The organism is Mesorhizobium sp. M2C.T.Ca.TU.002.02.1.1, assembly GCF_003997225.1.
This window is the reverse complement of the sequence record NZ_RZTO01000129.1, coordinates 1-10,565: the sequence shown is the minus strand read 5'-3', so window position 1 is coordinate 10,565 and position 10,565 is coordinate 1. Positions and strand designations below refer to the sequence as shown.

Annotated in this window: 12 protein-coding genes and 1 tRNA gene; 10 read left to right on the top strand and 3 right to left on the bottom strand. The window is 66.7% G+C overall.

Annotation, left to right across the window (positions count from 1 at the left end; all coding sequences use genetic code 11):
* A partial coding sequence (locus EOD07_RS09735) for a methyltransferase domain-containing protein (RefSeq protein WP_127235274.1) occupies positions 1–794 on the bottom strand: 794 nt, incomplete at its 3' end.
* 219 nt (positions 795–1,013) lie between these two features.
* Here EOD07_RS09735 and EOD07_RS09730 point away from each other — a divergent pair.
* Entirely contained in the window at positions 1,014–2,024 is a 1,011-nt protein-coding gene (locus EOD07_RS09730; RefSeq protein WP_127235276.1) for a ligase-associated DNA damage response exonuclease, read from the top strand.
* Positions 2,025–2,260: 236 nt separating this feature from the next.
* Positions 2,261–3,862: a cisplatin damage response ATP-dependent DNA ligase gene (locus EOD07_RS09720; protein WP_127235272.1), complete on the top strand. Its 1,602-nt coding sequence runs from the start codon at positions 2,261–2,263 to the stop codon at positions 3,860–3,862.
* Positions 3,863–3,927: 65 nt separating this feature from the next.
* Here EOD07_RS09720 and EOD07_RS09715 read toward each other — a convergent pair whose 3' ends face one another.
* Positions 3,928–5,124 carry a hypothetical protein gene (locus tag EOD07_RS09715; protein WP_164772149.1) on the bottom strand — a complete coding sequence of 399 codons (1,197 nt, stop codon included), beginning with the start codon at positions 5,122–5,124 and terminating at the stop codon, positions 3,928–3,930.
* A 337-nt stretch (positions 5,125–5,461) separates the two neighbouring features.
* On the opposite strand from EOD07_RS09715, the gene EOD07_RS09710 reads away from it, so the two are divergent.
* Positions 5,462–5,537 (top strand) — tRNA-Thr (locus EOD07_RS09710).
* 378 nt (positions 5,538–5,915) lie between these two features.
* On the opposite strand, the gene EOD07_RS09705 is transcribed toward EOD07_RS09710, so the two are convergent.
* A complete protein-coding gene (locus tag EOD07_RS09705; protein ID WP_127235270.1) occupies positions 5,916–6,209 on the bottom strand; it encodes a hypothetical protein in 294 nt (97 codons plus the stop codon).
* Positions 6,210–6,262: 53 nt separating this feature from the next.
* Here EOD07_RS09705 and EOD07_RS09700 point away from each other — a divergent pair, with 53 nt between their 5' ends.
* The 7 genes from EOD07_RS09700 (at position 6,263) to EOD07_RS09670 (ending at position 10,552) form a co-directional block, all read left to right on the top strand.
* Complete coding sequence (locus EOD07_RS09700) at positions 6,263–6,451, top strand: YodC family protein (protein ID WP_073989443.1); 189 nt, start codon at positions 6,263–6,265, stop codon at positions 6,449–6,451.
* A 154-nt stretch (positions 6,452–6,605) separates the two neighbouring features.
* Positions 6,606–7,040, top strand: a complete 435-nt coding sequence (locus EOD07_RS09695; RefSeq protein ID WP_127235269.1) for an acid-shock protein — start codon at positions 6,606–6,608, stop codon at positions 7,038–7,040.
* Between the two features lie 45 nt (positions 7,041–7,085).
* The gene (locus EOD07_RS09690) at positions 7,086–7,628 is read left to right on the top strand and encodes an RNA polymerase sigma factor (RefSeq protein WP_127235268.1); all 543 of its coding nucleotides are present in this window, start codon (positions 7,086–7,088) and stop codon (positions 7,626–7,628) included.
* 74 nt (positions 7,629–7,702) lie between these two features.
* A complete protein-coding gene (locus EOD07_RS09685; RefSeq protein WP_127235267.1) occupies positions 7,703–8,152 on the top strand; it encodes a hypothetical protein in 450 nt (149 codons plus the stop codon).
* On the top strand, positions 8,149–8,592 hold the full coding sequence (locus EOD07_RS09680) for a periplasmic heavy metal sensor (RefSeq protein WP_127235266.1): 444 nt from the start codon (positions 8,149–8,151) through the stop codon (positions 8,590–8,592). Before EOD07_RS09685 ends, EOD07_RS09680 begins: the two co-directional genes overlap by 4 nt.
* 112 nt (positions 8,593–8,704) lie before the next feature.
* Positions 8,705–8,989: a hypothetical protein gene (locus tag EOD07_RS09675; protein WP_127235265.1), complete on the top strand. Its 285-nt coding sequence runs from the start codon at positions 8,705–8,707 to the stop codon at positions 8,987–8,989.
* Positions 8,990–9,094: 105 nt separating this feature from the next.
* On the top strand, positions 9,095–10,552 hold the full coding sequence (locus tag EOD07_RS09670) for a DUF1800 family protein (RefSeq protein WP_245470001.1): 1,458 nt from the start codon (positions 9,095–9,097) through the stop codon (positions 10,550–10,552).
* Positions 10,553–10,565 lie beyond the last annotated feature (13 nt).

Here is a 10,565-nt window from a genome sequence, read left to right as displayed (position 1 = left end):
GCATAGGCCTCGGAGTGGGCATAACGCCGCGACGGCAAAAGGGCGAAATCGCCGCCGCCGGCAAGCGTCTCGAGCGAAAGGGCGAACAGGCCGTCCTCGGCAAGCATGCCGGCAACGGCGCCGACGATTCGGTCGAGGGCGCCGAGATAGATGAACACGTCGGCCGCGACGACGAGGTCGGCGCTGTCGCCGGTGTGGGAGAAATTCTGGAGATCGACCTTGGCCAGCCGGTCGTAGATGCCCTTGGCCTTCGCCTTCCTGAGCATGCCGGCCGATATGTCATAGCCCTCCAGCCGGTCGACGAAAGGGCGCAGCCTTTCACCCAGCAGGCCGGTGCCGCAGCCGAGGTCGAGAGCCAGACGGAACCGGCCGGGCCTTGCCTTGCTTATGGCGCGCCAGAGGAAATCCGGCAGCCCATAGCCGAGCTTCCCAACAAGCGAGTCCTCGAAACTGTCGGCATAGTGATCGAACAAGGTCTCGACAAAGGCGCTGGGCGGAGCTGCGGCCGCCGGCGCCTTGCCGATCAGCTCGAGCTTCAGCGCAGCGCCGAGACGGTCCGCGGTGTCGAGCTTCAGCGCCATCACCCAGGCCTGCGCGGCCTGGTCGAGCCGGCCCGCCGCCTCCTGCATCTCGCCGAGGCGAAACCAGCCAGCGGCCCATCGCGGCGCCAGCTCCAGCGCGCCAAGCAGAAGTTCCGCCGCCTGCGCGGGCTCGCCCGACGCGAGCAGCATCTCGGCGAAATCGGCGCGGCGGTCCGCGTTCAAATCGCCCGACGAGGCCTGGAGCGGTTTCATTCGTGAAGGATCCCACCGGCGCGGCGAGCCGGCGAAGGGTTCCATAGCATGATCCCGAACCGAAGGTCAGCGAAACAAAAAGTGGGAACCGGTTTTCGGAGAGAGATCATGCTCCAACAAAGAGTTGGATCGTGATGGCGCGCCATCCCGATCCAAGACGAGTCAGCAGTCTCTTGCAACGGACTTCCCGCGGCAAATTTAGTCACTATGTTCAAAGCCATGCGCGCCAGCGACCTGCTCAAATCCCGGCCGGAGGGCCTCTACTGCCCGCCCGGCGATTTCTTCATCGATCCGGTGCGGTCCGTCGAGCGGGCGTTGATCACACACGGCCATTCCGACCATGCGCGCTCCGGCCATGGCTCGGTGCTGGCGACGCAAGAGACGCTCGACATCATGGGGCTGCGTTATGGCGAGGATTTCGCCGGAACGACGCAGGCCGCAACCCCTGGTGAAAGACTCGACATCAACGGCGTCGCCGTCACCTTTCATCCGGCCGGGCATGTGCTGGGCTCGGCGCAGATCTGCGTCGAACACAAAGGCATGCGCATCGTCGCCTCCGGCGACTACAAGCGCCAGAAAGACGCCACCTGCCTGCCGTTCGAGCCTATCCGGTGCGATGTCTTCATCACCGAAGCGACCTTTGGCCTGCCGGTGTTCCGCCATCCGCCGGACCGCGACGAGATCGCGCGCGTGCTCAAATCGGCAGCGCAATTTCCCGAACGCTCGCATCTGATCGGCGCCTATGCGCTGGGCAAGGCGCAGCGCGTGATGCGGCTGCTGCGCGACGCCGGCTACGACAGGCCGATCTATATCCATGGCGCGCTGGCGAAGCTCAGCGACTATTATCAAAGCCAGGGCATCGATCTCGGCCATCTCGAGCCGGCGACGGTTGAAAGCGGCGGCAAGGCCGATTTCGCCGGCGCCATCGTCGTCGGGCCGCCGTCGGCCTTTGCCGACCGCTGGGCGCGGCGTTTTCCCGATCCGATCTCCTGCTTCGCCTCGGGCTGGATGCGCATCCGCCAGCGCGCCAAGCAGGGCGGCGTCGAGCTGCCGCTGATCATTTCCGACCATGCCGACTGGGATGAGCTGATCATCACGATCAAGGAAACCGGCGCGGAGGAAATCTGGGTCACGCATGGCCGCGAGGAAGCGCTGGTGCGCTGGTGCGAGCTGGAGGGCATCGCGGCGAGGCCGCTGCATCTCGTGGGGTACGAGGACGAGAGCGATTGAATGGCGATTCTTGATGCGGGAATCGCCAACGCCGCGATCCTTCACACCCCCCTCTGGCCTGCCGGCCATCTCCCCCGCAAGGGGGGAGATCAGATGTCGCGCCGGCTTTCGCCAATCTCCAACGGTGCGGAAAATGCGACGGCACCGAAGCTGCCAATCTCCCCCCTTGCGGGGGAGATGTCCGGCAGGACAGAGGGGGGTGCCTCGGGCCGGCTTTCGTCATTGGCGTGTCGCGCATGAACCGCTTCGCCGAGCTCCTCGACCGTCTCGTGCTGACGCCGTCGCGCAACGGCAAGCTGACGCTGCTGACCGATTATTTCCGCAGCGTCGAGGACCCCGATCGCGGGCTGGCGCTGGCGGCGATCACGGGCGATCTCAACATCGCCGCGGTGAAGCCGGCGATGCTGCGGGCGCTGGTGGTCGAGCGCATGGACCCGGTGCTGTTCGGTTATTCCTATGACTATGTCGGCGACCTCGCCGAGACCGTGTCGCTGGTCTGGCCGCAACCGCAAGGGCACATCCCCAATCATGTGCCGACGCTTGCCGAGGTGGTCGGCAGGCTGCAGGCGGCAAGCCGCTCGGACGGGCCCAAAGTGCTGGCGCGGCTGCTCGACGACGCCAATATCTCGGCGCGCTTCACCATCATCAAGCTGGTCACCGGGGGGCTGCGCATCGGCGTGTCGGCACGGCTCGCCAAGCAGGCGCTGGCCGACCTCGGCAAGGTCGACGTCGCCGAGATCGAGGAACTCTGGCACGGCCTGACGCCGCCTTACACCGCGCTGTTCGCCTGGCTGGAGGGCCGGGCGGAAAAGCCGAAGAGCGCGGCGCTCGCGTTGTTCCGGCCGGTGATGCTTTCCAATGCCGTCGATGACAACGACCTCGAAAAGCTCAACCCGGCCGATTATGCGGCGGAATGGAAGTGGGACGGCATCCGCGTGCAGGCGGTGTGCGAAGGCGGCGTCCGCAGGCTCTATTCGCGCACCGGCGACGACGTGTCCGGCGCCTTCCCGGACCTTGCCGCCGCCATGAATTTCGAAGCGACGCTGGACGGCGAGCTCCTGGTGGGCGACCCGCGCGAGGCGACCGGAACCTTTTCCGACCTGCAGCAGCGGTTGAACCGCAAGAGCGTGTCGCCAAGGATCCAGCAGCAATATCCGGCGTTCATGCGCTGCTACGACGCGCTGCAGATCGACGGCGAGGATTTGCGCGCGCTGCCCTTCGCCGAGCGCCGCAAGCGGCTCGAAGCCTTCGTCGGGACGCTCGATCCCAGCCGCTTCGACCTCTCGCCGCTGGTCGCGTTCGCCGACTGGGAGACGCTGGAGCGGCTACGCCAGGCGCCCCCGCATCCGATCATCGAAGGCGTGATGCTGAAGCGCTGGGACTCGCCCTACCTCGCCGGCCGGCCGAAAGGGCCCTGGTTCAAATGGAAGCGCGATCCGCACACCATCGATGCGGTGCTGATGTATGCGCAGCGCGGCCACGGCAAGCGCTCCAGCTTCTATTCCGATTACACATTTGGCGTCTGGTCCGGTCCGGAGGGCTCGGAAGAGCTGGTCCCCGTGGGCAAGGCCTATTTCGGCTTCACCGACGAGGAACTGAGAGAGATCGACAAATATGTGCGCGACAACACGATCGAGCGTTTCGGGCCTGTACGCTCGGTGCGCGCCGACCGCAGGAACGGGCTGGTGCTGGAGGTGGCGTTCGAAGGCCTCAACCGCTCGACCCGCCACAAATCGGGCGTGGCGATGCGCTTCCCCCGCATCTCACGGCTGCGCTGGGACAAGCCGGCCGCGGAAGCCGACCGCATCGAGACGCTGCAGGCGCTGCTGGATGGCTAAGAGCTAAAAATCCGACGTCGGCGCTGTCACCCCGCCCGCGCCTGCGGCGACAGGTAAAAGCGCGATCACTGCGCGACCGAAACGCGGATCTCGTAAATATCGACCGACTTGCCCTTCTGGTCGAAGTCGGAATTGACGGCGATAGTGCCGGCCGCGCCGGGGTGCTTGTCGGGGAACTGCACGTCGAACAGATATTCGTTGCGCTCGTGGCCGACCGCATAGCGCTTGCGGCCGCAATCGCCGAAATCGCCGAAATTGCAGTCGACCGAGATCTGCGTCTCCTTGCCCTCTTCCGAGCGGGCGACGATGTCGAACATGGCATGCTTGCCGGCAAGCTTCTCCAGCACGCCCTGGCCGACATCGAAGGCGATGGCCGAACCGGACGCGCCCGAGCGGATGCGCAGGAACTGGCCGGTATCGTCCTTCATCACCTCGGCGGCGGCATCGGAAGGCGCGCTGACATGGGTCGGATCGGCGGGCGAAAAGACGTTGATCCAGTTCTTCGACTGGTCCGCCTCGCCCGGCTTCTGCGGCGAGCCGGGCTCGGCCGGCTGCGAGGAGTCCTCGTCGTCCAGCGTCGGCGTCGGTTCCGGCGGGCCGGTGTCGAGCTCGGCCGCCGTCTTGAAGACCCCGTTCTGCTTGGCGAAATAGAGGCCGATGCCGGCGGCCGCGAGCAGCGTCGCCACAACGAAGATCGCGGTGAGCGGCAGGCGCCGGCCCCTGATCCGCCGCTCGTCGCGGTCGGGCGCGACCTGGGCGCCGTTGCCGACGGGAGCGCCCGGCGAATCATCAAGCGTGGGCGCATCCGGAAGCGCCGTCTCGTCCGGCATGATGTCGGGCACACGTGGCAGCACGCGCGAGCGCGGCTGATCCGAAGCATCGGGCTGCACCGGGCCATCGACGGTGATCGAGGGCGAGGGTGCTGATTGCGACGGCGGCCGTGGCGCGTCGACCGACGGCGCGGCCGAGACGGCCGGCGCTTCGACGCGGGGGTCCGGCGAGCGATTGCCGGCCGGCACGACGTTTTCCGGCGGCAGCGTCACGTCGGGAACGGCCGGCAGGAACTCCGATTCGATCTCGGTGATCTTGGCCTGTACCGCCTTGCGGCGGCCGATGGCGGCCTCGACCGTGACGTTCGGATTGGCCTGGAGGACGCGGTCGAGCGCGGCAAAGGCCGATCGATAGACCTTCTCGCGGAACGCCCGGTCCTCGGCATTGCCTTTCTCGAAGGCATTGCGGATCGCTTTCTCGATGGGGTCCAAGCGAGCTCCCTCTGCGCGTTCGCTCCCGGTTGTCTGATCGTTAGCCGCGGACGACCAATCGATCAACGGCGAGCGGCTGCCTTGCCGGCCAAAGTCATTTCGGCATTTTTTGTTGAAGAATCAACATTTTTCGTCACCGCCGACACGGCCGCGCCGGCCGGCGGGGCGCGAAGGACAGCCGGCCCGCACGCCGCCGCAGGCCGCGCCTCACCCCGTCGCGCGGTAACCGTAGATCGGAATTGCCGCCGGCGAGGCCGGAATTCACCGTTGCCCATCTTGAATTAGCGAGCGGTTGAGTCTATCACGCAGCCCATTCTGGAAGCCTGATGCTTCCCGGGCCGCTTTAGCTCAGTTGGTAGAGCACATCATTCGTAATGATGGGGTCGCGTGTTCGAGTCACGCAAGCGGCACCAAATTTCTCCACGAGAACCAAGCCGTTACCGGAGGCCGAGCCTTGAGCGGTCTGCCCGTGAACCATAGGCAATGGGGTCAGGTGACAAAAGATCACCGGCGAAGGCAATCTGCCCCAACGGAATAAGGGGCTATATCTTTGGTTCTTTCAGACCAATGCGCCCGGCAGGATGGACCTCGGTCGATTGTGGCCTAGCGGGCAAATCAGACAGTCTCGCGATCGCGCCGGCCGGTAACCCCAAGCCCCCCGCCCATCGGTCGGCGCATGCCCGGCTTGCGGACCTCAAAAGCCTACCCACAAGAAGCGAGCCGGGCTTCCATCCGCGTGCCCGTGCCGAGACGCAAATTGTCGGAAATGCAATGAGGCGTTGGACGGTCTATCACGTCGATTTCGAGGCAGGAGCCAACAGCCCGCTTCTGACTGAAATCGGAAGCGTCGAGGCGGACAATCTTTTGGCGGCGGTGATGAAGGCCCAGGCATTGTGGCCCGATGAAATGTCCATGACCGTCCGCCCGGCTAGAGAAGACAGCCAATCGGCGCAGCCGGCCGCTCCCCCGCGCGACACCGATTGAACCGAAGGAGCGATCGGCCGCTCGTTTCGGCGCCAAAGCCTCGGCATGATCCGGGCCACGGCTTCCCGTCCTGCACCACTTAACATGCGCATCTCGGCCATTGTCGGGAATCGATGTTGGTGGGAAACTCCCTTTGTCAGCATGGGAGGTCGAAATGCCCAATAGTTTCAAGACCGGAGACGTCGTCAGGCTGAAATCCGGAGGCCCGGAAATGACAATCAGCGACGGCGCGGCTTCCGGCATGTATCTGTGCCACTGGTTCAACCGCGAAGGCGACGTCTGGACCCCGCAGCATGCAGGCTTCAAGCCGGACCAGCTGGTGGTCGTCGACCAGCCGAGATAGTCGTCGCCTGCTGCCCTGAAAATCCTCCGGTTCGGCCATGCCGGATTCGGGGGATCTCTGTCCGGTCGAAAAAGGACCGACGGATTTTGCTCGTCGCCGCGTTCAATGGCTGAAGCGTGGCCGCCAATGGCCGCGCCCAACCGGAGACGAGAGCATGATCCGCCCCACCCTGTTCGCCGTTGCCCTTGGCTTGCAGACCGCTGTCGCGGTCGCCCAGACGACGCCCCCTGCCCCCGCCCAGACGACGCCGGACAGCTCGACCGCCGCCAAGGCTGACCAAACCAAATCGGGCCTGACGCTGGAAAAATTCGAGGCGCGCCGGGAAAAGGCGTTCATGCGGGCCGACACCGACAATGACGGCAAGGTCAGCCTCGCCGAATGGACCGCTTTCCAGACCGCGCGCAAGGCCAAGGGCGATCCGGCCAAATCCTTCGCGCGCATGGATGCCAACAAGGATGGCTTCGTCGACAAGGGCGAGCTCGACGCGCTGCTGGCCAAGCGCTTCGCCAGGCTCGACAAGAATGGCGACGGCGTGCTTGGCGCTGACGAGAGGCCGGGCCACAAATCCGCTCCCAAGCAGGAGCAATGACCAAGAGGTTATGCCGCACAATGACAGTCGCGAGCGCCCCGATTGATGGGCGCCGATCCGGACGAGGAACTGGTACGCCGCATCGGCGCCGGCGACGCGGCGGCCGTGCAGGCAATGGTGGCGCGCAAGCTGCCGCGCATCCTGGCCCTGGCCACAAGGATGCTCGGCGACGCGGCGGAGGCCGAGGACGTCGCCCAGGAGACTTTCGTGCGCATCTGGCGCCACGCCTCGGGCTGGCGCCAGGGGCAAGCGCGCTTCGACACCTGGATCCACCGAGTGGCGCTCAACCTCTGCTACGACCGGCTGCGGCGCCGGCGCGAATGGACGACGGACGAGCTGCCGGAGGTGGCCGATGACGCACCGCTTCCCGATGCGATGCCTGGCGACGAAGAGCGCAGGGTCAGCCAGGCCTTGCTGCGCATCGCGCCGCGCCAGCGCGAGGCGATCGTGCTGGTGTATTATCAGGAGTTGTCCAACATCGAGGCCGCCGGCGCCATGCAGGTCAGCGTCGATGCGCTGGAAAGCCTGCTCGCGCGGGGTCGCCGCTCGTTGCAGGCCATGCTCGTTGGAGACGATGGCAATGACTGAGACGGCAAGGGCATTGCCGGCTTCGCGGGCAAGGACGTGGGGGGCCACGTCAAAACGGCGGAAGGGGGAACGAGATGGCTGAGAAAACCACGAACGGGCCGATGGATGCCGGGCGCTTCGCCGCGCTGGCGGATGCCTATGGAAGCGCCTTGCACCGCTGGCCGCCGGCCGAACAGGCCGCCGCCATGCTGTTTGCCGGGACCGACGAGGGCCGCGCCATCCTGCGGCGCGCCGGCAGGCTCGACGCCATGCTCGACCGGCATCGCGTCGAGGCACCCAGCCCGACGCTGTATCACGCGATCGTCGCCCGCGCCGCGACCGAGGTCAGGCAGGAGCGCCGCCGCCGGTTCTGGTGGCTGGGCTTCGGGCTTGCGGGCGTCGGGCTCGCCGGCGCCGTAGCCGGACTGGCGCTGGTGACCGTCGTTGCCCCGGATATCCAACCCGATCATTATGTGATGGACGCCAATGCGACATCCTTCGGCGACGCCGGACCCGATGCCGACCAGGCCGAGGAGGATCTATGAACCCCCGTCTCGTCGCGGCATCCCTGGTGCTCAATGTCTTTTTGATCGGCGCGGTGGCCGGCGGCGCCGGCTGGATGATCGGCAAATCCAATCCGGGCCTTTCGCTGGAATCGGCGGGCGGCCGGCTGCCTGCCGCCGACCGCAAGATCTTCCGCCAGGCGCTGCGCGAGGTGCGCCGCGAGTCCCGCGACGTGATCCTCGACGGGCAGGCCGCGCGGCGCGAGGCGGCGAACCTGCTGCAGCAGCCGACCCTTGACAGCAACGCGCTTGCCGCGGCGCTCGAGCGGGCGCGCAATGCCGATGTCACCGTCCGCACGCGGCTCGAGCAACGCATCATCGAGTTCGCGGCATCGGGATCGCCAGAGGACCGGAAGCTGCTGGCGGACGCCCTGCTGCGGCGCGCCGGCCGGCAGCCGCCGCCTGCAAAAAAATCGCCATAGCCGGCGACGGAAAGAGCGGGCGCGCTCCGTTCAAGGGAAAGAGGGACAGACCTGTGACCGCCTTTGGCGGCGGGCAGGTTCTCTTCAACCTCGGAACTTTCGGGAGTATCCCATGAACAGTCTGACGAAATATTCGCTCGCGGCCGCGCTCGCCATCGGCGGAACGGCCGCCGCAAGCGCCGCCTCGGCGATGCCGATCGCACCGGTCGCGCCACCCGCAATGATAGAGCACGCCGCCTGGGGTTGCGGTCCGGGCTGGCATCCCAACCGCTGGGGCCGCTGCGTGCCCAACCGCCGCGTGATCTATCCCGGCTATTATTACTGGGGCGGACCGCGCGTCTATATCGGCCCGGTCTGGCATCCTCACCATCGCTGGCACCACTGGCGCCGCTGGTGATGATCCGCTCATGGCGCCGGTGCTGCGGCCGGCGTCGTGAGCGCTCTTGCGCTCATGGAACATGTCGACCGACACGATTTGCGTCGGCTTCGGACGGAGGCTTCGTTGGCCGCATCCGTTTCAAACTCCGCCTCGCCGGATCCGGCCCTGGTCGCGCTCAACCGCTTCGGCCTCGGCGCAAAACCCGGTTATGATCTCGGCAAGATCGCCGCCGATCCCCGCGGCTATCTCAAGGCCGAGCTCAAGCAGCAGGACATCGCACTCGTTTCCCCCGACGACCCGCGGAATGCCGGGCTGCTCGACAGCACGGCGGCGATCCAGGCCAGCATGGCGGCAGCCATGGAGCGCAAGGCGGCACGCGATGAGAAGGCATCGGCCGCCATGCAGCCGATGGCAGCGGATGATCCAGCCGGCCCGGTCGTTACAAAGGCCAAACCCGCGGTGCCACGTGTCGAGGCCGATATCTATCGCGACGAAGCGCAGGCCCGTTTCGACAAGGCGCTCGCCGCGACGCCCGGTTTCGTGGAACGGCTTGTCGGCTTCTGGTCGAACCATTTCTGCGTCTCCGTCGCCAAGGCGCCGGTCGTGCGGGCCTGCGCCGGCGCCTTCGAGCGCGAGGCGATCCGGCCCTTCGTGCTCGGCCGCTTCGCCGACATGCTTTTGGCCGTCGAGCACCACCCGGCCATGCTGTTCTATCTCGACAACCAGCAGTCCATCGGCCCCGATTCCCGCGCCGGCAAGCGGCGCGGCCGCGGCCTCAACGAGAACCTCGCCCGCGAGATCCTGGAGCTGCACACGCTCGGCGTCGGCAGCGGCTATGCCCAGGCCGACGTCACCAGCTTCGCCGGCATGCTGACCGGCTGGACGATGGCTGGACGCGAGGGGCGGCTGGGAGAGCCGGGGACCTTCGTCTTCAACGCCAATGCGCACCAGCCGGGCCAGGCGGTGCTGCTCGGCAAGACCTATCCCGACGGCGGCATGGGTCAGGCGGAGGCCGCGCTCAACGATATTGCCCGCCACCCGGCCACGGCACAGCACATCGCCAGCAAGCTTGCCCGCCATTTCATCGCGGACGATCCGCCGCCGGCGGCGGTCGCCCGTCTGGCCACGGTCTTCAGCAGGACCGACGGCGACCTGCGCTCGATCGCGTCGACGCTGATCGACATGCCTGAAGCCTGGTCGACGCCGCTCACCAAGCTGCGCTCGCCATTGGACTATGTCGTGGCGCTGCGGCGGGCGGTCGGCGCCACTGCCGGCAACGAACCGCAACGGTCGCTTCGCTGGCTGAACGTGCTCGGCGAGCCGCTGTGGCAGCCGCCAGGGCCGAACGGCTTCTCCGACCGGACGGACGCATGGACCTCCGCCGAGGGTCTGAAGACGCGGCTGGACATCGCCTGGCAGGCCGCGAAGCAGGCGGACGACATCGGCGATCCCGACGAGACGCTGGCGTCGCTGGTCGGCACGTCCGTCTCGGCCGAGACACGGCAGGCGATTGCGCGCGCCGAGTCCAAACAGCAAGGCCTGGCGCTGCTGTTGATGGCGCCGGAATTCCAGCGACGGTGAACCTGGAGCAATT

Coding starts and splice junctions, on each gene's coding strand:
- EOD07_RS09730 (WP_127235276.1), top strand. CDS start 1,014: ATGCGCGCCAGCGACCTGCTCAAATCCCGGCCGGAGGGCCTCTACTGC.
- EOD07_RS09720 (WP_127235272.1), top strand. CDS start 2,261: ATGAACCGCTTCGCCGAGCTCCTCGACCGTCTCGTGCTGACGCCGTCG.
- EOD07_RS09705 (WP_127235270.1), bottom strand. CDS start 6,209: ATGGCCGAGATGCGCATGTTAAGTGGTGCAGGACGGGAAGCCGTGGCC.
- EOD07_RS09700 (WP_073989443.1), top strand. CDS start 6,263: ATGCCCAATAGTTTCAAGACCGGAGACGTCGTCAGGCTGAAATCCGGA.
- EOD07_RS09695 (WP_127235269.1), top strand. CDS start 6,606: ATGATCCGCCCCACCCTGTTCGCCGTTGCCCTTGGCTTGCAGACCGCT.
- EOD07_RS09690 (WP_127235268.1), top strand. CDS start 7,086: ATGGGCGCCGATCCGGACGAGGAACTGGTACGCCGCATCGGCGCCGGC.
- EOD07_RS09685 (WP_127235267.1), top strand. CDS start 7,703: ATGGCTGAGAAAACCACGAACGGGCCGATGGATGCCGGGCGCTTCGCC.
- EOD07_RS09680 (WP_127235266.1), top strand. CDS start 8,149: ATGAACCCCCGTCTCGTCGCGGCATCCCTGGTGCTCAATGTCTTTTTG.
- EOD07_RS09675 (WP_127235265.1), top strand. CDS start 8,705: ATGAACAGTCTGACGAAATATTCGCTCGCGGCCGCGCTCGCCATCGGC.